This window comes from Pseudomonas ovata (genome assembly GCF_003131185.1).
In the GTDB taxonomy this organism is placed as follows: domain Bacteria; phylum Pseudomonadota; class Gammaproteobacteria; order Pseudomonadales; family Pseudomonadaceae; genus Aquipseudomonas; species Aquipseudomonas ovata.
The window spans coordinates 15157-35965 of the sequence record NZ_QFFU01000029.1; the positions used below are offsets into that span (position 1 = coordinate 15157).

The window sequence follows — 20809 nt, forward strand, 5'->3', positions numbered from 1 at the left end:
ACGAAGCCGATGGGTTCCAGCTCACGGATAAGCGGTCTGCTTCAGCGAGGTATTGCAATGGCATTGCAACAGAGCGATGGTTATATCGCCGGCATGCAAACGATCAGGGGAGAAATACCATGGCAACGCTTACCCGCTGGACATTACAGATGACTGCATTGCTATTGCTGGCCTGGCTGGCCAGTGTCGTCGGGCAGTGGAGCAGCCAGGTGGTCAACGGCAACAGCAGCGAACGGCTGGCGCAACTGCAGGCGCCCGGTGCGCTCAACGGGCCGGTGATGGTGTCGACGCTCAAGAGCAGCGAAGAATCTCAAGTGCGGTGACGCCAGAGGTGTCAAACATCCGTAACGGGCAAGAAAAGGCAGGCAAAAAAATGGCTCACCGGGGGAGGTGAGCCAAGGGGATTCATCAAAGGAGTGGGGTAACTTTAAGATCGCTGACGTGAAGAGGATGTGAAAGGGATGTGGACGAAACGAGAACGCGCTCGATTTATCCAGCCTGCCAGTCAGAACGCCAGCTTGAAGCCGATCAACCCCAGCATCACCGCCAGGCAAGGGCGCAATAGCTCATCGGAAACCCGCCCCGCCATATGGCTGCCCATGTAGATGCCCGGCAGCGAGCCCAGTAGCAGAAACCCGAGCAGCTCCCAGTTCATGTTGCCCATGCTCGCGTGGCCGATGCCGGCCACCAGGGTCAGCGGCACGGCATGGGCGATCTCGGTGCCCACCAGGCGGCGGGTCGGCAGCAGCGGGTAGAGAATGAACAGTGCCACCGTGCCCAGGGCGCCGGCGCCGATGGAGGTCAGGGCCACCATGGTGCCCAGCACCAGGCCGGTGATGACCGTCAGCCCATTGAGGCTGGAGTCCTTGAACAGCGAATGACCGTCGGCACGGTCATGGGCAAAGGCCAGCAGGCGCTTCTTGAACAGGATCGCCAGCGCGGTCAGCAGCAGCACAAAACCCAGGGCCTGCTTGATGATGGCGTTGAGCGCATCGGGCGAGCTGTCCAGGCTGCTGAGAAACCACAGCGTCAGCAGGACCGCCGGCACGCTGCCCAGGGTCAGCCAGCCGGTGATCTTCCAGTCGATGTTGTCGTTCTTCTTGTGCACGTACACGCCGCCAGCCTTGGTGATGGCCGCATACAGCAGGTCCGTGCCCACGGCAGTCGCCGGGTTGATGCCGAACCACAACAGGATCGGCGTCATCAACGAGCCGCCCCCGACGCCGGTCATGCCGACGATAAAACCGACCACCAGGCCGGCCACTACAAAACCAAGACCGCCAACTTCCATCATCGCGCCCTACACCACAGTTATCTGTTGTCAGGTAAAAAGTGGCGGGCAGCATAACGGCTTATATACCCGATGGTTATGAATATATGGACTAAGGTTATAACCATTTGTTTTTTTATTGCCTGATGATTGGTTGCTGCACGGCTTTAGAAGGGCTGGATATAGCCTGTCCATTCGTCTGGCCACTGGTCGATTGCACGGATCAACTGTTTCTGTCGCCGCCTCATACAGGGTGCGACCGCACTGAAGCGGCTCGCCATGACAAGAGGATATGGAAATGGCCGAATCAGAAAATACCGGCAAAGAAAACCCCGGAAACTTTGCCAACGATCCTGAGCGCGCCTCCGAAGCAGGGAAAAAAGGCGGCCATGTGTCAGACGGCAATTTTGCCAATGACCCTGAACGCGCCGCCGAGGCCGGTAGAAAAGGAGGGCAGGCTTCGAGTAGCGGTTCCCGGCAGAATGATGCTGCACAACAATCCGGCAGCGGCGGGCAGCAAGACGACGACATGCAGCAAGAGGACGACAGCGCCGGGCAGCAAGACCAGGGCAGCGACCAACAGGGCCAGGGCGGCGGCCAGCAGGATGAGGACAGTGGCCACCAAGGCAAGCGCGGAGGACAACAGGGCCAGGGCGGTGGTCAGCAAGGGCAGGACCAGGAGTAATGGCACGCAGCAGTGAAGCAAGGGGGCAATGCCCCCTTGCTTGTGTATAGCCCCCATCTGCGCACTTTCTCGCGCATTGAGACCTTTCCCGACTTCTTTTTTCAGGGCGCACCACGACCGGTGCGCCCGGCGTTGAGCCATAGACCAACGGCTAATCAAAATTCGTTGTACGACGTCTGGTAACATGCCAGAATTATTTTGAAACAAATTGTCTCGAAGATTTTTCGACGTCGAGGCAATCACCCGCCCTCTAAAAATAATTCAGGTGAACCATGAAGATTAAAGGCATCCGCTGGTGGATGGTCAGCCTTGTCACGGCCGGACTCGTCGTCAATTACCTTGCGCGCAATACCCTTTCGGTCGCCGCCCCGACGCTGATGACCGACCTGTCGATCTCCACCGAGCAGTACGCCAAGATCGTTGCGGCCTGGCAGATCTGCTATGCCCTGATGCAGCCGGTCGCCGGCTGGTTCATCGACTTCATCGGCACCAAGCTGGGCTTTGCGGTCTTCGCCATGGCGTGGTCAGTGGCCTGTGCAGGCGCGGCCCTGGCCACCGGCTGGCAGAGCATGGCGTTCATGCGTGGCCTGTTGGGCATGACCGAAGCGGCAGGCTTGCCGGCCGGGGTCAAGGCCACCACCGAATGGTTTCCGGCCAGAGAGCGCTCGGTGGCCATCGGCTGGTTCAATATCGGCTCGTCACTGGGCGCCTTGCTGGCGCCGCCGCTGGTGGTCTGGGCCATCCTGCACAGCGGCTGGCAGTTGGCATTTTTGATCGTCGGCGCCTCGGGCATCGTCTGGACCTTGCTGTGGCTGCTGCTGTACAAGCACCCCAGGGACCAGAAGCTGCTAAGCAACGAAGAGCGTGACTACATCCTCAGCGGCCAGGAAGCGCACTTTCAGGTCACCCGGCGCGAGAAGGGTGCCTGGAAGAAGATTTTCAAGGAGCGCAACTTCTACGCCATTGCGTCGGCGCGCATCCTCTCGGAGCCGGCCTGGCAGACCTTCAACGCCTGGATCCCGCTGTACCTGATGACCGAACGGCACATGAACATCAAGGAAGTGGCGATGTTCGCCTGGCTGCCGTTCCTGGCCGCCGACATCGGTTGTGTGCTGGGCGGCTACCTGAGCCCGCTGTTTCACCGTTACTGCAAGGTGTCGTTGTTCACCTCGCGCAAGATGGTGCTGGTGTTCGGTGCCAGCTGCATGATCGGCCCGGCCTGCATCGGCCTGGTGGACAGCCCGTACACGGCCATTGCGCTGTTGTGCATCGGCGGCTTTGCCCACCAGACCCTGTCGGGTGCCTTGTACTCGATCACCTCCGACTCGTTCAGCAAGGACCAGGTGGCAACCGCCACCGGCATGGGCGGGATGTTCGGCTACCTGGGCGCGGCGGTGTTTACCCTGGTCTTTGGTGTGTTGGTCACGCAGATCGGCTACAGCCCGCTGTTCGTGGTGCTGGCAGCGTTCGACATCGTCGCCGCCGTGCTGGTATGGAACCTGGCCCGCGAAGTGCGCAGCGAGCCGGCTGCGCCACCTGGGGAGACGCTTGCACAACCGGCCTGACTGTCAGGCGCCCGATCTGTAGGAGCGCGCTTGCCCGCGACCGGCTGCGTTAGCAGTCGTAAATTTTCAGCGTTTCGCAGATTTACAGTCGTAAATTTTCAGCGTTTCGCAGATTTACAGTCGTAGATTTTCAGCGTCTACACAATTTTTGCGAGCGCTGCGCACTCGGTCGCGGGCAAGCGCGCTCCTACCGGGGGATCACGCCTTGCGCCAGGTCAGTAGCACGATCGCGCTGATCACCACCGCCGCCCCCAGCACCTGTCCGGTGCTCAGGCTCTGGTTGAGCAGCGCCCAACCCAGGATCAGGGTCGCGATCGGCTCGATGTTCATCACCGGCGCGTTCTGCGCCATGTTCAGGCGCGGCACGCAGACGAACAATAAGGTGAACGCCATGCCATACAGCACCACCAGGCTGGCCAGTGCCACCCAGCCGGTGCTGCTGGACGGTGCCGACAACCCCGAAGGCATCACGCCACTGGCCCCGGCGACCATCATGCTCACGAACACCACCAGCAGGGTCAGCAGGCTGCGCACCGGGCCGCGCACCGCGGCCAGTTTGTGATCGGTGATCCACAAGGCACAGGCAAATACACAGGCCGCGCAGAAGGCCAGGCTGACCCCCAGGGTCCAGTGCGGGTTGGACTCGCCACTGCTGGCCAGGCGCGCCGGCACGTCCAGCGCCAGCACCAGGCCGACCAGAATCATGCCCATCAACAACACCGTGCGCCGCGTCGGGCGCGGTCCGCCCAGCGCCCAGCCGAGCAGCACCAGCAGGATCGGGAAGGTGTTGCCCACCAATAACGCCAGCGCCACCGGAATGCGCGCCACTGCCGAATACAGGCACAAACTCTGGGTGGCGATCAGCAGGCCCAGCAGCAATTGCCAGCGCCAGCTGCCCTTGGGCAGGCTCAGTGACTGGCGCTGCCACAGCAGCAGGCCGGCCAGGGCCAGCAAGGTGATCCCGGAGCGGCACAGGATCGCCAGCAAGACGCCGGTGCCGTCATCGAAAGCGAAGCGCGCCGCAATGTGATTGCCGGCAAAACAGCAGGCCAGCAGCGCGAGCAGGGCCACGGCCACGTGGCGTGGCAATGGAACAGGAGAAGATGCGGAAACCGCCATGAGCACAATCCATTTGCAAAAGGCCAGAAAAAGAAAAGGCGGGCCAGGATGGCCCGCCTTTCATTCATGCAGTATCAGAGAACGACGCTAGGCAACCACAGCGACAGGGCCGGAATGTAGGTCACGGCCAGCAGTACCAGAAACAGCGCGGCATAGAACGGCAGCAACGCCTTGACCGTCGATTCGATACTGACCTTGCCGATCGCCGAGCCGACGAACAGCACCGCGCCCACCGGCGGTGTGATCAGCCCGATGCCCAGGTTGACCAGCATGATCATGCCGAACTGCACCGGATCCACGCCGATACCGGTCACCACCGGCAGCAGGATCGGGGTCAGGATCAGGATCAGCGGGGCCATGTCCATCACCGTGCCCAGCAACAGCAGCATGACGTTGATGCACATCAGGATCACGTAGCGGTTGTCCGACAGGGTCAGGAACGCCGTGGTGATCTTGGCCGGGATCTGCATCAGGGTCATGACGTAGCCGAAGCTGGCGGCAAAGCCGATCAGGATCATCACGATGGAGATGGTCCGTACCGTGCGGTGCATCAGCTTGGGCAGGTCGCGCCACTTGTAGTCGCGGTAGATGAACATGGTCACGAAGAACGACCAGACCACCGCGATGGCCGCCGATTCGGTCGCGGTAAACACGCCCGACAGGATGCCGCCCAGAATGATGACCATGGCCATCAGGCCCCAGAGCGCGTCGGCTGCAATCTTCAGCGCCTGGCGCAGCGGAATCACTTCACCCTTGGGGTAGTTGCGCTTCTTGGCGAAGATCAGGCACAGGCCCATCAGAATCGCGCTCATCAACAGCCCCGGCACGACACCGGCCATGAACAGCGAGGCGATCGACACCGTGCCGCCGGCGGCCAGCGAGTAGAGCACCGAGTTGTGGCTTGGTGGCGTCAGCAGGGCCTGCACCGAGCCGCTGACCGTTACGGCAGTGGAGAACTCGCGCGGATAGCCCTTGCGCTCCATTTCCGGAATCAGCACCGAACCGACCGAAGCGGTGTCGGCCACCGAGGAGCCGGAGATGGCGCCGAAGAAGGTCGAGGCCACGATGTTGACCAGTGACAGGCCGCCGCGGACAAAGCCCACCAGCACCCCGGCAAAGGCCACCAGGCGTCGTGACATGCCGCCCTCGGCCATGATTGCGCCGGCCAGGACGAAGAACGGAATGGCCAGCAGCGAGAACTTGTTTACCCCGCCGGCCACCTGGATCAGCATGGCTTGCAGGGGAATGTCGATCCACCAGGCGCCGATCAAGGCCGACAGGCCCAGTGCATAGGCGACCGGCATTCCGATGAGGATGAGCAGGATGAAACTGCCCAGGAGAATCAAGGCATCCATTCAGGCGGCTCCTTCGTTTTCTTCGATGTGGTCGAAGCGCACGACCTTGCGGTGGCTCTGATCGCCCAGGATGAGTTTTTCCAGCACAAAGACCAGGGTCAACAGCCCGCCGATCGGGATCGGTGCGTAAGTCATGCCGACCCGTACGCCCGGCAACGAGGCCATGAACTGGTTCCAGGTGGTCATGCACAGGCGCGCGCCGTACCAGGTCATGTACACGCACACCGCGATCATCAGAAATTGCACCACCACGGCCAATAGCTTGCGCAGTGGCTCGGGCATGCGGTCGGTGGCCATCGACACGGCCATGTGCGCACCGGCCCGGTAGCTGGCGGCCGCACCGATGAAGCAGAACACCATCATCAGCAGGATCGCCACCGGCTCCGGCCAGCTGGAGCCGGTGCCCAGCACGTAGCGGGCAAAGATGCCCCAGGGAATGATCAGCGTCATGGTCAGGATCGACAGGCCCGCAATCCAGATGCAACTGCTGTACAGCGTGTCGTTCAGGCGCAGGAAGAACGTTTTCATAGGCACATCCAAGGCTGCAGGGCGGTGGTGGCCGCGCCTGCAGGGGTCATCTGGGTGGGGAACGGTATTACTGGACGGCAGCGATGCGTTTCATCAGGTCGGCATACGGCGCGCCGTATTTCTCGCGAACCGGTGCAGTGGCGTCGAAGAAGGGTTTCTTGTCGACGGTGATGAACTCGACACCGGCGGCCTTGAGTTTTTCTTCGCTGGCGGCCGACTTGGCGTCCCACAGGGCGCGTTCTTCCATCTGCGCTTCGCGGGCGACCTTCTTGAGCAGCGCTTGCTGGTCAGGCGTCATGTTGTTCCAGGTGGTCTTGGAAATCACCACCGGCTCCGGCAGGATCAGGTGACCGGTCAGGGTGTAGTACTTGGCGCTCTGGAAGTGGTTGTGTTCCAGCAGGGTCGGCGGGTTGTTTTCCGCGCCGTCGATCACGCCGGTCTGCAAGGCACTGAAGATCTCGCCGGTGTCCATCGCAATGCCGTTGCCGCCCATGGCGTTCATCATGTCGATGAACAGCGGGTTGCCCTGCACGCGGATTTTCATGCCCTTGAGGTCTTCGATCTTGCGCACCGGTTTCTTGGTATAGAGGCTGCGAGTGCCGCCATCCATCCACGCCAGGGCCACCATGTTGAATTGGGAATTGGTGATCTTGTCGAGGATCTCCTGGCCGATCTCGCCGTCGATGATCTGGCGCATGTGAGCGTGGTCACGGAACACGAACGGCATGTTGAACACGTTCACGTCCGGCACGACAGGGCCGACGATGCCCAGGCTGACGCGGGCCATCTGCACGGCACCGATCTGCACCTGCTCGACCACTTCTTTCTCGGAACCGAGTACGCCGCCGGCGAACATCTGGAACGTGATTTCGCCGTTGCTGGCCTCTTTCAGTTTCTTGCCCATGTTCTCTTCGGCCACCACGGTCGGGTAGCCGGCCGGGTGGATTTCGGCGAATTTGATTTTCACCTCAGCGGCGGTCGCGGAGAGGCTGATCGCCAACGGAAGAACGGCAAGAAGCAGCTTGCGTTTGAAGGTCATGGTGAAACTCCGGTGTTGTTATTATCTGGTTTCGTTCGAATGTGAGTGCGGCAGTCAGGCATCAGCGTCGGCAGGCAGGCTCCTCCAGGCCCTTGACGCCAGGGTTCAAGGCAAAGACTCCGCCCGCCAGGGGCTGGTCGCTGAGGTCGATGCCGCCGGGGCGTATCGAGGTGACAAACAGGGTGTCCAGGTTCGCGCCGCCAAAGGCGCACATCGCCGGTTTCTTGACCGGTACGCTGAGCGAGCGGTCCAGACGGCCGTCCGGGGTAAAGCGATGAATCTGACCGGCGTCGTTGCCACAGATCCAGTAGCAGCCGTCCTGGTCGATGGCCGCGCCGTCCGGGCGACCGGGCAGGGCGCGCATGTCGACGAACAACTGCTGGTTGTGCGGCGTGCCGCTGTCGATGTCGTAGTCGAAGGTCCAGATGGCCTGTACGTCCGGGTGCGAGTCGGACAAGTACATGCGCGTGCCGTCGGGGCTGAACGCCAGGCCGTTGGGCACGATCATCTTTTCCAGTTGCAGATGCAGACCTTCGCCGTCGTGGCGATACAGCGCGCCGACGCGGGCACCGGCCTGCATATCCATCAGCATGGTGCCGGCCCAGAACCGGCCTTGCCGGTCGCAGCGGCCATCATTGAAACGCATGCCGGGCCGGGCATGTTCGACCGCATGCAGCAGCCGGCTGTCCAGCCCGCCCTGGTCATTGGTCTGCAGTTCGAACACGCCGCTCTGGCGCCCGGCAATCCAGCCCTGGCCGCGACGAGCGATACAGGCCAGCGGCTCATCGCCCTGCCACACCTGGTGCTTGCCATCGGCCGCCCCCCAGCGATGCAGCTGGCCGGCAGGAATGTCCACCCAGTACAGGGCGTTTTCAGTGGCGTCCCACACCGGGCTTTCGCCGGTCAGGTTGCGCGCATCAACGAGCAGTTCACTGTGCATGTCAGGGCTTCCTTGCGCGTTGAAGATCAGTCGAAGGGACCGGCGGCCACGAAGGCACCACCCTGGTAGACCATGGCCGGATCGTCGGCCGCCGGCATGGGCTGGGCTTCCACGGCCGGGCGGAACACTTCGGAGGAATCCTTGGGCTGATAGCCCAGGTGCGCGGCATGGCGGTTGTCCCACCAGACATCGCGGTTGGCCGAGGCGCCGTAGACCACGGTGTGGCCGACACCGGGCGTGAACAGCCCGCGCTCGATCAACTGGGTCAGGTCGTCGTAGCTCAACCAGGTGCTGAGCATGCGGCGGTTCTGCGGCTCGGGAAACGACGAGCCGATGCGAATACTGACGGTCTCGATGCCGTAGCGGTCGAAATAGAAGCTGGCCATGTCTTCGCCGTAGCACTTGGACAGGCCGTAATAGCTGTCAGGGCGGCGCGCCGACCGGGCGTCGATCTGCTCGTCCTGCTTGTAGTAGCCGATGACATGGTTGGAGCTGGCGAAGATCACGCGCTTGACGCCGTGCTTGCGCGCCGCTTCGTAGATATGGAAGACGCCGCTGATATTGGGGCCGAGGATGTCTTCGAAAGAGTGCTCGGTCGAGACGCCGCCAAAGTGCACGATGGCGTCCACGCCGGCCACCAGGTCATGCACGGCGGCCTTGTCGGCCAGGTCGCACTGCACGACTTCTTCGTGCGGACCTGCCGCCGGTGCCATCGGGCTGATATCGGAAAGGCGCAGGATCGCGGCGCTGCTCTTGAGGCGTTCGCGAAGAACCTTGCCCAGTCCGCCTGCTGCACCGGTGAGCAGCAGGCGATTGAAAGGTGTTGTGGTCATGGCCAGCTCTGCTAGTTGTTTAAATTGTTGTGCGTTATATGTTGTCGTATGACCGTGGTGATTATCAGCAGTCATTTTGCCGCTTGTCAATTTGTCCCGACACGGTCTGCCTGATACAGCGCAGACCTGTGGGAGGCGGCTTGCCGGCGATTGCTGCGGCAAGGGCCCTGCAAATGTGCCGGGTTACCCGCAGGGTGGCGGGCAATCCGAGCGTCGAGCGTTTTCAAGTCCTACAGAATCGACAGAGGGTAGTTGATGATCAGGCGGTTCTCGTCGAATTCGTTGGTGCTGAAATCGCGACGAATGCTGGAGTTGCGCCATTTCACGTTCAGGTTCTTGAAGGTGCCGCTCTGGATGACGTAGGCCAGTTCCGACTCGCGGATCCACTCCTTGCCATCGGTGATCGCGCCGGTGTGCACGTCCTGGCCGCTGATATAGCGGTTCATCAGGGTCAGGCCAGGCACGCCCAGGCCGGCGAAGTTGAGGTCGTGACGCACTTGCCAGGAGCGCTCGTTGGCGTTGTCGAAGCTGGCGTTGTAGCTGTCGTTGGCCAGGGTGCCGCCGCTGGTGCCGTTGACGCGCATCCAGGTGTCGCCGCTGACTTTCTGCAGGCCGACATAGAAGGTGTTGACGCCGTACTTGGCCGAGAACATGCCCGAGTAGGTCTTGTTGTCCAGGCGGCCGGCGCGGCGCGAGCCATCGTCCTCGCCCTGGAAGTAGCCCAGGTTGGCGCCCAGGATCCAGTCGCCGATCGGCTGGCTGTGGGTCAGTTGCACATATTGTTGCTCGTAGACGTCCTTGAGCACCGCGTTCCAGACGCCCACCAGGGTGCGGTTCTGGTTGAAGGTGTATTCACCCCCGACGAAGTTGAAGCGGTCCGACAGGCCGCCGCCGTAGCTCATGTCTTCCATGCTGGCGTCGTTGCGCGGGCTGTTGGCGCGGAACTGGCCGCCGTAGAGGGTCAGGCCTTCGATTTCCTTCGAGGTGATCTGGCCGCCACGCAGGGTCTGCGGCAATGAGCGACCGTCGTCGGCGCGCAGGATCGGCAACACCGGCATCCACTCGCCGATTTTCAGTTCGGTCTTGGAAAACCGCGCTTTGGCCGCCACGCCCAGGCGTCCGTAATCATCGGCCGGGCGGCCGTCGCTGTGCCGTGGCAGAAGCGCCGTGCCATAAGTGCCGCCACCGCCGTCGAGCTTGAGCGACCACATGCCCAGCACGTCCACGCCGAAACCGACCGGGCCTTCGGTAAAGCCCGAGCGGGCATCCAGAATGAAGCTTTGGGTCCATTCCTCGGCCTTGCTCTGGGCGTTGGCCGGGTCGACAAAATTACGGTTGATGTAGAAGTTGCGCAGGCCGAGCGTGGCCTTGCCGTCCTCGATGAAACCGGCAGCAGAACTGACGCCGGGCAGGCTGGCGAGCAGGCTGGCACTGAGAAGGGCAAAGGGAAGGGGCTGGCGTATTTTCATTATTGTTGTGCTTCCGTTCAGGGTGAGACAGCCCGTCCACAAGGCATATGGCCGTGGCAAGGGCAGAGGTTGTCAGGGTCGTTGCGGGCCGCCCCTCGGGCGTGCAGGCAGGCCGCTACGGATTCTCGACAGCGCTTGGTGAACTGAAAGAATGGGCCGGTGGCGAAGTACAGGAATGCGGTGCGCGGACGCGCGGGGATAAAGGCGACATAGGCGACTCACTCATTGTTGTTTTTGTTGTGCGTTATCGTATGACTGTCGCGATTATTAAGAAGCGTGAAAAACTTGTCAACGGCTGGGTTATTAGCCTTAAGTCGCAGTTACTGGAGGTTTCCCGGGCAATTCATAGACATAGCGGCTTGTGGCCAGCTAAAAATAATTAAAAGACATCTGATGACATGCTCGACCGTCCCGATAATGGCCGGTTTGCCCTTGCCTGCCTGGGGTCACCGCCACATTCATCAAACACAAAATAACGTGTTGATCTTATCGATTTTGAAATCACTTGTAGGAGCGCGCTTGCCCGCGACCGGCTGCGTTAGCAGTCGTAAATTTTCAGCGGCCACACAATTTTTGCGAGCGCTACGCACTCGGTCGCGGGCAGAGCGCGCTCCTACGCTGTTTGCTGCGCCTCTGGTGCAGTAGACGATCAGCCCGGCATCAGCGGGTTGCGCATGCCTTCGAACATGAAACGGGTGGTCATGCGCACGTTCTCGCGGTGCGCCTGCAGGTCGGGCGTGACGCTGCTGGTCAGGCGCAGCAGTTGCAGATGGGAGTAGTCATTGAGCATGAACGCCGCTTGCATCACGTCCAGGTCAGGGCGCAGCTTGCCGGCGCCTTGCAGCTCGCGCAGCACACCGGCAATCTCGGCCTGCAGGCCGCCGTTGAGTTGGCGATAGGCTTCGGGCAGGTCGGTGCCGCCGGTAAGAATCAGCGGCAGCAGTTCTTTCCACAGCGACGCCGGCAACACTTCGAGGCTGTAGCCCACCAGCAGGCTTTCCATGTGGCAGAGCGCATCGACCGGGTCGTCGATATCGCGCACTTGCTCGCGCAGGTCATGAATGGCGCGACGGTCGGCTTCCCTGACCATTTCCAGAATGATTTCCTGCTTGCTGCCGAAATACTTGAACACCGTAGGCGCCGACACTCCGGCGACCTTGGCGATCTGCTCGATAGTGGTGGCCTGGAAACCCTGGCGCTGAAACAGCTCGATCGCCGCCGAGGCAATGGCCTGGCGTCGCTGCTGCTTTTGATGTTCCCGCAATCCGCTCACATGCACTCCTGAAAATCCCGATCCACGGCCGGATGATAGGCAGCCAGCGTTTCATTGGGCAAATATTTTATTGACTAAAGGTTTTTATAGGTTTAATTGTTTTACCCAATTCCAACGCAGAGTCATTTTTCAGGACCCGTCCCATGAGCGAGATTGTCGAGCACCCCCTGGTCAACCAGTACCTGCAAGCCCATTCGGTCGCCAGGGCCGAGCAGGATGAACCGGCCCTGATGCAAGGCTTTCCCGCCGGGCAGGCGCAGCGGGTGACCTGGAGCAACTGGATGCGTCCACCGTTCAACCGTTGGGGCTTTCGGCATCTGGCGCGACTGCGTCCGAGCATCGACGTGCAGGCAGGCCTGTCGAGCGAACCCTTGCCGGTGGCGCTCCAGCCGCTCGACGCGTTTTCGTTCCAGAGCGTGTGCGGCCTGTCGGTCAATGTCATGGACCATTTGCTGGCCAGCAAGACCGACGGCTTTCTGGTCATGCACAAGGGCCAGGTGGTGCACGAGTGCTACTTCAACGGCCAGCAGGCCACTGACCGGCACATCATGTTCTCGGTGACCAAGTCATTGATCGGTACGCTCGGCGAGCAACTGATTCACCAGGGCCTGCTCGATGACACGCTGCAGGCACAGGTCTATGTGCCTGAGCTGAAAGGCAGTGCCTTTGGCGATGCCACGGTGCGCCAACTGTTCGACATGGCCGTGGGCATTGATTACAGCGAGGTCTATGACGACCCCGACTCGGAAAGCTCGCAATACGGTTATGCCTGTGGCTTCCAGCCGGCCCCGGCCGAATACGCCCGCTACGCCTCGCTGTACCAGTACCTGCCGTCATTGCACAAGCGCGGCGAGCATGGCGGCTTCTTTCATTATGTAACCGCCACCACCGAAGCCCTGGCCTGGGTCATGGAGCGCGCCTCGGGCGTTTCGTGTCACGCGCTGCTGGAGCCGCTCTGGAAAGCCCTGGGCTGTGAGCGCGACGGCTATTTCATGGCCGACCCCTGGGGGCGCAGTGTCGCCGGTGCCGGCTTCAGCGCCACGCTGCGTGACATGGCCCGCTTCGGCCAGTTGCTGGCCACCAAAGGGCTGTACAACGGTCAGCCGTTGCTTGCCCCCGAGGTGATCGAGGCGGTTGCCGCAGGCGGTGATCCTCTGATCTATGCCGACAACCAGAGCTTTGCGCAATGGACCCCGGGCGCTTCCTACCGTAGCCAGTGGTACGTGTTCAACGATCACAGTCAGGCACTGATGGCCGGCGGCATTCATGGCCAGTACCTGTTCGTCGACCTGGTGTCACAGGTGGTGATCGTCAAGCAGTCCTCATTGCCTGAAGCGGTCACCGACCTCGATGCCGACAGCGTGCGCATGTTCCGCGCCATTACCCGGCACCTGGCGCAGCAGCCCGCCTGATTCGTCCATAACAAGATTTCCGGGCACCGGTTCCACCGGTGTCCTGGCCTGGCCCCGCCAGGCCTTGTGGCCGACTGCGCCACGTTTTCACTGCCCTGTAATACAAAAACAAATGCACAGGAGCTTCATATGTATGCAACGACGCGTTTTTCCTGCGTGCTGCTCGCCTGCGGCCTGCCGTTGGCCAGCTCGCCCACCTGGGCCGGCTACACCTTCGAGGACGGCAACCTCAAGGGTGAAGTCAACCTCACCGCCGGGGCGGCGACAGTGAGCACGCGCGGGGTGAATTTCGGCGCCGGCCGGGTCGATATTCGCAATGGCAGCAATGGCGGCAGCAAGATTGACTGGCAGGAAATGTATATCAAGCCCGGCGTGACCCTGGATTATGCCCTGGGCAATGACGTCAGCCTGCTGGCCGGCGGCTCGATGGTCGCCGCCACCACCTTGGGCGATGGCGACGCCGGCGGCTTTACCCGCAGCTCCGACGGCAACGCCACCACCGAAGAACTCTACGCCGGCCTGCGCGCCGGGGCGTGGACCTTCACTGCCGGGCGGCAGAACTACAAGATCGGCACCGGCTTTATCGTCATGGACGGCAACCTTGATGCCTTTGGCGACGGCGCCTACTGGCTGGGCCCGCGCACCGCGTTCAAGGACTCGGCAATCATGGCCTGGCACCAGGGACCCTGGCAGGCCCAGGCGTTCAGCCTGCGCACCGATGATCACCTGGGCGACTTCCGCCTGACCGGTGGCAACCTCGACTACGACCTCAATGGCCAGGTTACCCTGGGCGCCACGGCCCTGAAGGTCGACGCCCTGGCGAGCCAGGGTCGGGTCCAGGCTCGTCGCGACGGCATGCAGGTCTACAACCTGCGTGCGCTCAACGCCCGCATGCCCGGCCTGCCGAACCTGAACCTCAACGGTGAATACGCCGTCGAGCGCGGCAGCGGCGCAGGGGTCGACTATGACGCCAGCGCCTGGTATGCCCAGGCCGACTACACCTTCGACAGCGTGCCGTTCACGCCCATGCTCGGTTACCGCTACGCGACGTTTTCCGGTGACGACAACCTGGCCGACAACCGCCAGAAAGCCTGGGACCCGCTCGCCAAGGGCTTTGTCGACTGGAGCACCTGGCTGGTCGGCGACGTGGTGGGCAACTACCTGCTGTTCAACAGCAACGAACGGGTCCAACAGTTCTCGCTCAAGAGCCGCCTCAACGAAGCGTTCACCCTCGGCGCCATCCACTACCAGTTCTGGCTCGACAAGGACAACTACCAGGGCGCGCCGGTCAGTGACCGCCGCTTTGCCGACGAAACGGTGGTGTACCTCGACTGGACGCCCACGCCGCGCTTGTACACCTCGCTGTCCTATAACTGGGTCACGGCCAAGGCTGCTGCCAGACAGGTGTTCGGCAATGACGAGCGCTTCAGCGCTCTTGAGTTGTACTTCACCTACCGCTATTGACCTCGGCGGCATCGCAGATGCCAGGGCTGAACGACATGATGACGACAAACGTGCAAACCGGGCGCTCGTTGCCGGCGCTCGAGTGGGTGATGACGATCGAGGTTACGGTCGCGGCCGTTGACCTGGGCGAGAGTGCCGATGGTCGGCGCAGCAACTACCCGATCCTGGGCGGGCACTTCGAAGGGCCTGCCATCCGTGGCCAGGTGCTGGCCGGGGGCGCCGACTTCTATCGGCAACGCGCCGACGGCGTGGGTGAACTGGACGCGCGCTACAGCCTGCAGACCGATCAGGGCGAACTGATCAATATCCACAACACCGGCTTGCTGCTGCTGAGCGAGCAGGGTCGGGCGCTTGAAGCGCAGGGCCACTGGCCGCTCGACCCGATGCACTACCGCTGCACCTGCACGCCACGCTTCCAGGTCCCGCTCGGGCGGCTGGAATGGCTGAGCCAAGGGACATTCATCGGTCGCGCGCTGTACCCGGCCTCCGATCAGGTGGTCATCGACTGCTATCGCCTGGCCTGACCGGACACCGTCGATGACGGTGCCACGCCCTGACAACGAACTTCACACGCTGGCATGATCGCCGAACGACGGCCAGCCGTACGGGTATTTCTCATGAAAACGACTCATCAAATGACGGTGCGTGCAGCCTGCATCTTTATTGCGGCCGCCTCGATCATCGTGATCGGCGTGCAGCCGATCTTCATCGGCCTGCTCACCGAGCGCCTGGCGCTGACCCTGGTGCAGCAAAGCTGGGTCATGTCAGCCGAGATGTGCGGCTCGATTGTCGGCACCTTGTTGTGCCTGCCGATGATCCGTCGCCTGGGGGCACGCAGCATCGGCCTGAGCACAGGGCTGTTGTTGTTTCTGTCCAACTTCTTTACCGCCAGTGTCTTGCAGTTCGACCACCTGATGGCCTTGCGCCTGGTGTCGGGCGTGTGCGCCGGCGTGCTGTACTCGTACGCCATCTACTGCCTGGGCCGGATGAGTGGCCCGGACCGTTCCTACGGCATCCTGCTGTTCGTACAGACGGCGCTGTTTGCCTTCAGCGCGGTGGTCATGCCGATGGTTGCCGAGCGCTGGGGTTTTTACTGGGCGATCGGGTTCCTGACCGGCTGGTATGCGCTGGTGTGCCTGGCCTGCCTGTGCCTGCCGGCCCGGCAGGTCGACGAGGTGGTACCGGCGCGTACAGGCGGGCACCTGTCGGGGCTGACGATCATCGGGGTCTGCTCGCTGGCCGGCATGCTGTTGCTGCAATTGTCGATCTATTCATTGTGGGGCTTCGTCGAAGGCATCGGCAGTGACGCCGGCATTGCCCCGGTAGACATTGGCTGGGCAATCAGCATGGGCCTGCTGGGCGGCTTGCCGGGTGCGGCCTTGCCCAGCCTGCTGGGGCGCCGGTTGGGACGGGTGCCGATGATCCTCGCCGGCTCGTTGATCGTGCTGGTGTCGATCTTCATGCTGGCCTACCGCATTCATGACACGGTGGACCTGGCGCTGGCGGTGTTCCTGATGAACCTGGGCTGGAACCTGGCCTTGTCCTACTACATGTCCTCGGTCGTCACCCACGACCCGCAAGGACGCCTGACCCGGCTGGTGGGCGTGGTGCAGGTCTCGGCGGCCGCCGCCGCGCCGACCCTGCTGGCGTTGTTCATGCAGGAAGACGGCCGGCAAAGCATCTTCGTGCTGTCGGCGGCCACGATCATGCTCGGCGGCGTGCTGATGCTGGTCATGCTGGCCCTGACCCGCAAGCATGCCGGCGATTCGTCACTGGGCACCTCTTCGTAATCGGCCTTGTCGCCAGGCGGCCTGCAGCGGGTCGCCGTTTTCCAACGCCTGTGCAAAGAGGTGAAGCCATGTTTGCCACATTACGTGCACAAATCATTTGCCTGGCCGGTGTCTGCCTGGCGCTGCTGACCGGCGTGCTGGTCACGCTGGCAAGCCTGGGCATGGACGAGCACCTGCCCCTGCTGGGCAGCCTGGCATTTGTCGTGCTGATGACGGCGGTGGCCGTGGTCACGGCCCGGATCGTCAGCCCGCTGCGCACCCTGGCGGCCATGCTCGGGCAGATGGCCCACGGCCGCGCCGACCTGTCCGCCCGGCTCGACGATGCCCGTGCCGATGAGCTGGGAAGGGTGATGCGTGATATGAATGCCTTTCTCGATCAATGGCAGCCGGTCATCCAGCAGGTGCAGAGGGCGGTGGGCCAAGCGACCGTCGTGACAACCCGTTCGATCCAGGCCGGCGAGCAGAACCTGGCCGTGATGGACCGGCAGCGGCTGGACATTGTCCAGGTTGCCACGGCGGTGCAGCAGATGACCGTCGCCGCCCAGGACATTGCCCGCAGTACCGCGTCGGCGGCGCAGACAGCCGGTGGCATTCTGCAGACCATCGAGGACGGCACCGGGCTGATCGAGCGCACCACGACCCTGGTCGCCAGCCAGGTCGATGAGCTGGCCCGGGCCGACCAGCAAGTCGAGCAGCTGTCGGCCAAGAGCGGGCGCATCGGCAGTGTGCTGGACATCATTCGCGACATCGCCGAACAGACCAACCTGCTGGCCTTGAACGCGGCCATCGAGGCCGCGCGTGCCGGTGACCACGGGCGCGGTTTTGCCGTGGTGGCCGACGAGGTGCGCAACCTGGCCAGGCGCACCCAGCATTCGGTCGAGGAAACACGCAGCATCATCGAGGCCCTGCAACAGGACACCGCCGGGGTCGTGCAGTCGATGGCCGCCAATCAGCAGCGCGGCCGCGAGACGGCGCAGTTGTTCGACACGCTGATCGAGTCGTTGTACGGGGTGGGCGAGGGCGTGATACAGATGTCGGCCATGAACAGCCAGATCGACGGCGCCGCCCAGCAACAGCACGTGGCGTGCGAGCAGATCAATGCCAGCGTCACCCGCGTACGCACCCTGGCGGCCGAGCTGGACCACCACGCCAGGACCGCACTGACCGACCTGGCCGCCCTGCACACCTGCGCCACCGACCCGCACGCCTTGCTGGCACGCCTCAACACCACCCCCTGACCCTGCCCCGGGTAGGAGCGCGCTTGCCCGCGACCGGCTGCGTTAGCAGTCGTAAAATTGTGGCGTTTCGCAGATTTCTGCGAGCGCTGCGCACTCGGTCGCGGTGGTCCGGCATACCGGCAAGCGCGCTCCTACCACCTGCTCCAGGGTTTCCCGCAGGCGCGGTGTCAGTTCATCGGCTGCGCAGCAGTCGTAAATTTTCAGCGGCCACACAATTTTTGCGAGCGCTACCGCACTCGGTCGCGGGCAAGCGCGCTCCTACCAGTGCAGTGCCGTGCATCAAGACAGTGTTACCACCTGCTCCAGGGTTTCCCGCAGGCGCGGGGTCAGTTCGTCGAACAGGGTCTGCACCGCGCGCAGGTCGCGGCAGTCCGGGCGGGTCAACAGCCAGACTTCGGTGCTGCAGCCCACCAGCGGCGCGCTCAGGGCTTCGACGCCGTACAGGTCGCAGGCGGTGAAGTCGGTCAGGGCCGCCACCCCCAGGCCGGCGCTGACCAGTTGCGCCACCGCCGCCATGCTGCTGCAACGATAGCGTGGCACCACCTGTGGATAAGTACGTTCGCGCCAGGTCACCGACACATGGTCGGGCATCGAATCGTCCGGGGCCACCCACGGCACCGAGGCCGGATCGTCGTGCAGGGCCTGGCGAAAATCCGGGTGCCCGCAGATCACATAGGCAGCGCTGCCCAGATGGCGACCGACCAGATGTTCCGGTGGCGTATCGGTCAGGCGCAGGGCGATGTCGGCATCGCGGCGGCTCAGGTTGGCAAAGTTGTTGGACGTCGACAGTTCCAGGTTCAGCGCCGGATACCCCGGCATGAAACGCGCCAGCGCCGGCAGCATCAGGCTGTGCAGCACCGCCTCGGTGCAGGTCAGGTGCACGGTGCCGCTGACCACCTGTTCGCCCTGGCGCAAGGCCATGCGCGCCGCGCCCAAGGCCTGTTCGGCGCGTTCGGCCTGCTCGGCCATGGCCTGCGCGACCTCGTTGGGCACATAGCCGCGCCGGCTCTTTTCGAACAGCGCACTGCCCAGCGCGCTTTCCAGCCGTCTTATCGAACGGAACACCGTCGAGATGTCGACCTGCAGCAATTCCGAGGCCCGCGCCAGGGAGCGTCCGCGCACCAGCGCCAGGACCAGGGCGAGGTCGTTGTGGTTGATCTCATATTGCATGGATGCAAACTCAGGTTGCCAAAACGCCAATATTTATTGCATCGATTGTAATTTACAGTGAGTTCGCGCTGCCAAGCTGTTTCGGCAGATCGCCATGAAAAAGCGTCAAACAGTCAACTTTCGGGGCTCAAGGCAGAACACAAACAAGAATGCCGCTCTCGCTTCATACGCCGCCTGCTTGTCCATCCTGCCGTCTGCAATGCCCCACACAAAAACCATCAAAGGTGTTCAATCATGTCGTCGGTATCCCCGCGCGCCATCGTCTCCAGTGAAGTCAGTGAGTTCCTGCGTACTCACCCCGAAGTGCAATATGTCGACCTGCTGATCTCCGACATGAACGGCGTGGTGCGCGGCAAGCGCATCGAGCGTCCCAGCCTGCACAAGGTCTACGAGCGCGGCATCAACCTGCCGGCCTCGCTGTTCGCACTGGACATCAATGGCTCGACGGTGGAAAGCACCGGCCTGGGCCTGGACATCGGCGATTCGGACCGGGTCTGCTACCCGATCCCCGGCACCCTGGCCTACGAGCCCTGGCAGAAGCGCCCCACCGCGCAACTGCTGATGACCATGCACGAACTCGACGGCGAGCCGTTCTTCGCCGACCCGCGCGAAGTGCTGCGCCAGATCGTTGCCAAGTTCGATGCGCTGGGCCTGACCATCTGCGCCGCCTTCGAGCTGGAGTTCTACCTGATCGACCAGGAGAACATCAACGGCCGCCCGCAACCGCCGCGCTCGCCCATTTCCGGCAAGCGCCCGCACTCGACCCAGGTGTACCTGATCGACGACCTGGACGAATACGCCGAATGCCTGCAGGACATTCTCGAAGGCGCCAAGGAGCAGGGCATCCCGGCCGACGCCATCGTCAAGGAAAGTGCACCGGCGCAGTTCGAGGTCAACCTGCACCACGTCGAGGACGCGCTGCTGGCCTGCGACTACGCCGTGCTGCTCAAGCGCCTGATCAAGAACATCGCCTACGACCATGAGATGGACACCACCTTCATGGCCAAGCCCTACCCGGGCCAGGCCGGTAACGGCCTGCATGTGCACATCTCGTTGCTCGACAAGGCCACCGGCCAGAACATCTTTGCCACCGAAGACCCCGAGCAGCATGCGCCGCTGCGCCATGCCATCGCCGGCATCCTGGAAACCATGCCGGCCTCGATGGCGTTCCTGTGCCCCAACGTCAACTCGTACCGCCGTTTTGGCGCGCAGTTCTATGTGCCCAACGCGCCGAGCTGGGGCATGGACAACCGCACGGTCGCGGTGCGCGTGCCGACCGGCAACCCCGCCGCCATCCGCATTGAACAGCGCGTGGCCGGCGCCGACGCCAACCCGTACCTGATGATGTCGGCGATCCTGGCCGGCATCCACCACGGCCTGACGCAAAAGCTTGAACCCTGCGCGCCGATCGAGGGCAACTCCTACGAGCAACTGGACCAGAGCCTGCCGAACAACCTGCGCGATGCCCTGCGCGAACTGGACGACAGCGAAATCATGAACCAGTACATCAGCCCCGCGTACATCGACATCTTCGTGGCGTGCAAGGAAAGCGAAATGGCCGAGTTCGAAGTCTCGATCTCCGACCTGGAATACAACTGGTATCTGCACACGGTGTAGGCGCGCGCTCTGCCGGAATGCCGGACCACCGCGACCGGCTGC

19 protein-coding genes and 2 pseudogenes are annotated in these 20809 nt (G+C 62.7%); 11 read left to right on the forward strand and 10 right to left on the reverse strand.

The window, feature by feature from the left end; translation table 11 throughout:
• Positions 1–119 precede the first annotated feature (119 nt).
• On the forward strand, positions 120–323 hold the full coding sequence (locus DGA31_RS29715) for a hypothetical protein (RefSeq protein WP_152035081.1): 204 nt from the start codon (positions 120–122) through the stop codon (positions 321–323).
• A gap of 182 nt (positions 324–505) precedes the next feature.
• On the opposite strand, the gene DGA31_RS26110 is transcribed toward DGA31_RS29715, so the two are convergent.
• Entirely contained in the window at positions 506–1291 is a 786-nt protein-coding gene (locus DGA31_RS26110; RefSeq protein WP_056836075.1) for a sulfite exporter TauE/SafE family protein, read from the reverse strand.
• A gap of 277 nt (positions 1292–1568) precedes the next feature.
• Between DGA31_RS26110 and DGA31_RS26115 the strand changes: the two genes are divergently transcribed.
• Both DGA31_RS26115 and DGA31_RS26120 read left to right on the forward strand, forming a co-directional pair.
• Entirely contained in the window at positions 1569–1955 is a 387-nt protein-coding gene (locus DGA31_RS26115; RefSeq protein WP_109514478.1) for a con-10 family general stress protein, read from the forward strand.
• Positions 1956–2227: 272 nt separating this feature from the next.
• A complete protein-coding gene (locus tag DGA31_RS26120; RefSeq protein WP_109514457.1) occupies positions 2228–3520 on the forward strand; it encodes an MFS transporter in 1293 nt (430 codons plus the stop codon).
• A gap of 198 nt (positions 3521–3718) precedes the next feature.
• Here the strand turns inward: DGA31_RS26120 and DGA31_RS26125 are convergent, their stop codons facing one another.
• The 7 genes from DGA31_RS26125 to DGA31_RS26155 form a co-directional block, all read right to left on the reverse strand.
• Positions 3719–4639 carry an EamA family transporter gene (locus DGA31_RS26125; RefSeq protein ID WP_056835931.1) on the reverse strand — a complete coding sequence of 307 codons (921 nt, stop codon included), beginning with the start codon at positions 4637–4639 and terminating at the stop codon, positions 3719–3721.
• A 74-nt stretch (positions 4640–4713) separates the two neighbouring features.
• Entirely contained in the window at positions 4714–5994 is a 1281-nt protein-coding gene (locus tag DGA31_RS26130) for a TRAP transporter large permease (RefSeq protein ID WP_109514458.1), read from the reverse strand.
• Entirely contained in the window at positions 5995–6522 is a 528-nt protein-coding gene (locus DGA31_RS26135; protein WP_109514459.1) for a TRAP transporter small permease, read from the reverse strand.
• Between the two features lie 67 nt (positions 6523–6589).
• Complete coding sequence (locus DGA31_RS26140) at positions 6590–7561, reverse strand: TRAP transporter substrate-binding protein (protein ID WP_109514460.1); 972 nt, start codon at positions 7559–7561, stop codon at positions 6590–6592.
• A gap of 61 nt (positions 7562–7622) precedes the next feature.
• Positions 7623–8501, reverse strand: a complete 879-nt coding sequence (locus tag DGA31_RS26145; RefSeq protein ID WP_056835923.1) for a glucurono-1,5-lactonase — start codon at positions 8499–8501, stop codon at positions 7623–7625.
• A 26-nt stretch (positions 8502–8527) separates the two neighbouring features.
• Positions 8528–9334 carry an NAD-dependent epimerase/dehydratase family protein gene (locus DGA31_RS26150; RefSeq protein ID WP_109514461.1) on the reverse strand — a complete coding sequence of 269 codons (807 nt, stop codon included), beginning with the start codon at positions 9332–9334 and terminating at the stop codon, positions 8528–8530.
• Positions 9335–9564: 230 nt separating this feature from the next.
• On the reverse strand, positions 9565–10803 hold the full coding sequence (locus tag DGA31_RS26155) for an OprD family porin (RefSeq protein WP_109514462.1): 1239 nt from the start codon (positions 10801–10803) through the stop codon (positions 9565–9567).
• 53 nt (positions 10804–10856) lie between these two features.
• Between DGA31_RS26155 and DGA31_RS26160 the strand changes: the two genes are divergently transcribed.
• Positions 10857–11186 (forward strand): hypothetical protein, encoded by a 330-nt coding sequence (locus DGA31_RS26160; RefSeq protein WP_152035082.1) that lies wholly within the window; start codon positions 10857–10859, stop codon positions 11184–11186.
• 266 nt (positions 11187–11452) lie between these two features.
• Here the strand turns inward: DGA31_RS26160 and DGA31_RS26165 are convergent, their stop codons facing one another.
• Positions 11453–12076: a TetR/AcrR family transcriptional regulator gene (locus DGA31_RS26165; RefSeq protein ID WP_109514464.1), complete on the reverse strand. Its 624-nt coding sequence runs from the start codon at positions 12074–12076 to the stop codon at positions 11453–11455.
• Between the two features lie 143 nt (positions 12077–12219).
• Here DGA31_RS26165 and DGA31_RS26170 point away from each other — a divergent pair, with 143 nt between their 5' ends.
• The 6 genes and pseudogenes from DGA31_RS26170 to DGA31_RS30965 all read left to right on the forward strand — a co-directional run.
• A complete protein-coding gene (locus tag DGA31_RS26170; protein ID WP_109514465.1) occupies positions 12220–13488 on the forward strand; it encodes a serine hydrolase domain-containing protein in 1269 nt (422 codons plus the stop codon).
• Positions 13489–13617: 129 nt separating this feature from the next.
• Positions 13618–14952, forward strand: coding sequence for an alginate export family protein (locus DGA31_RS26175; protein ID WP_109514466.1), 1335 nt, complete (start codon positions 13618–13620; stop codon positions 14950–14952).
• A 35-nt stretch (positions 14953–14987) separates the two neighbouring features.
• Positions 14988–15476, forward strand: a complete 489-nt coding sequence (locus DGA31_RS26180; RefSeq protein WP_338322870.1) for a DUF3237 domain-containing protein — start codon at positions 14988–14990, stop codon at positions 15474–15476.
• A gap of 93 nt (positions 15477–15569) precedes the next feature.
• Positions 15570–16742 carry an MFS transporter gene (locus DGA31_RS26185; protein WP_056835911.1) on the forward strand — a complete coding sequence of 391 codons (1173 nt, stop codon included), beginning with the start codon at positions 15570–15572 and terminating at the stop codon, positions 16740–16742.
• A gap of 209 nt (positions 16743–16951) precedes the next feature.
• Positions 16952–17110 (forward strand): annotated as a pseudogene (locus tag DGA31_RS30960) (HAMP domain-containing protein); the annotation flags it as partial.
• A 348-nt stretch (positions 17111–17458) separates the two neighbouring features.
• Positions 17459–17980: pseudogene (locus tag DGA31_RS30965) on the forward strand (methyl-accepting chemotaxis protein); the annotation flags it as partial.
• A gap of 279 nt (positions 17981–18259) precedes the next feature.
• Here DGA31_RS30965 and DGA31_RS26195 read toward each other — a convergent pair.
• A complete protein-coding gene (locus DGA31_RS26195) occupies positions 18260–19150 on the reverse strand; it encodes a LysR family transcriptional regulator (protein ID WP_109514468.1) in 891 nt (296 codons plus the stop codon).
• A 234-nt stretch (positions 19151–19384) separates the two neighbouring features.
• Between DGA31_RS26195 and DGA31_RS26200 the strand changes: the two genes are divergently transcribed.
• The gene (locus DGA31_RS26200) at positions 19385–20767 is read left to right on the forward strand and encodes a glutamine synthetase family protein (RefSeq protein WP_056835908.1); all 1383 of its coding nucleotides are present in this window, start codon (positions 19385–19387) and stop codon (positions 20765–20767) included.
• The last annotated feature ends 42 nt before the right edge of the window (positions 20768–20809 follow it).

What these genes read in the sequence shown, in the direction of transcription:
- DGA31_RS29715 (WP_152035081.1), top strand. Translation starts at nt 120, where the DNA reads ATGGCAACGCTTACCCGCTGGACATTACAGATGACTGCATTGCTATTG.
- DGA31_RS26110 (WP_056836075.1), bottom strand. Translation starts at nt 1,291, where the DNA reads ATGGAAGTTGGCGGTCTTGGTTTTGTAGTGGCCGGCCTGGTGGTCGGT.
- DGA31_RS26115 (WP_109514478.1), top strand. Translation starts at nt 1,569, where the DNA reads ATGGCCGAATCAGAAAATACCGGCAAAGAAAACCCCGGAAACTTTGCC.
- DGA31_RS26120 (WP_109514457.1), top strand. Translation starts at nt 2,228, where the DNA reads ATGAAGATTAAAGGCATCCGCTGGTGGATGGTCAGCCTTGTCACGGCC.
- DGA31_RS26125 (WP_056835931.1), bottom strand. Translation starts at nt 4,639, where the DNA reads ATGGCGGTTTCCGCATCTTCTCCTGTTCCATTGCCACGCCACGTGGCC.
- DGA31_RS26130 (WP_109514458.1), bottom strand. Translation starts at nt 5,994, where the DNA reads ATGGATGCCTTGATTCTCCTGGGCAGTTTCATCCTGCTCATCCTCATC.
- DGA31_RS26135 (WP_109514459.1), bottom strand. Translation starts at nt 6,522, where the DNA reads ATGAAAACGTTCTTCCTGCGCCTGAACGACACGCTGTACAGCAGTTGC.
- DGA31_RS26140 (WP_109514460.1), bottom strand. Translation starts at nt 7,561, where the DNA reads ATGACCTTCAAACGCAAGCTGCTTCTTGCCGTTCTTCCGTTGGCGATC.
- DGA31_RS26145 (WP_056835923.1), bottom strand. Translation starts at nt 8,501, where the DNA reads ATGCACAGTGAACTGCTCGTTGATGCGCGCAACCTGACCGGCGAAAGC.
- DGA31_RS26150 (WP_109514461.1), bottom strand. Translation starts at nt 9,334, where the DNA reads ATGACCACAACACCTTTCAATCGCCTGCTGCTCACCGGTGCAGCAGGC.
- DGA31_RS26155 (WP_109514462.1), bottom strand. Translation starts at nt 10,803, where the DNA reads ATGAAAATACGCCAGCCCCTTCCCTTTGCCCTTCTCAGTGCCAGCCTG.
- DGA31_RS26170 (WP_109514465.1), top strand. Translation starts at nt 12,220, where the DNA reads ATGAGCGAGATTGTCGAGCACCCCCTGGTCAACCAGTACCTGCAAGCC.
- DGA31_RS26175 (WP_109514466.1), top strand. Translation starts at nt 13,618, where the DNA reads ATGTATGCAACGACGCGTTTTTCCTGCGTGCTGCTCGCCTGCGGCCTG.
- DGA31_RS26180 (WP_338322870.1), top strand. Translation starts at nt 14,988, where the DNA reads ATGATGACGACAAACGTGCAAACCGGGCGCTCGTTGCCGGCGCTCGAG.
- DGA31_RS26185 (WP_056835911.1), top strand. Translation starts at nt 15,570, where the DNA reads ATGAAAACGACTCATCAAATGACGGTGCGTGCAGCCTGCATCTTTATT.
- DGA31_RS26195 (WP_109514468.1), bottom strand. Translation starts at nt 19,150, where the DNA reads ATGCAATATGAGATCAACCACAACGACCTCGCCCTGGTCCTGGCGCTG.
- DGA31_RS26200 (WP_056835908.1), top strand. Translation starts at nt 19,385, where the DNA reads ATGTCGTCGGTATCCCCGCGCGCCATCGTCTCCAGTGAAGTCAGTGAG.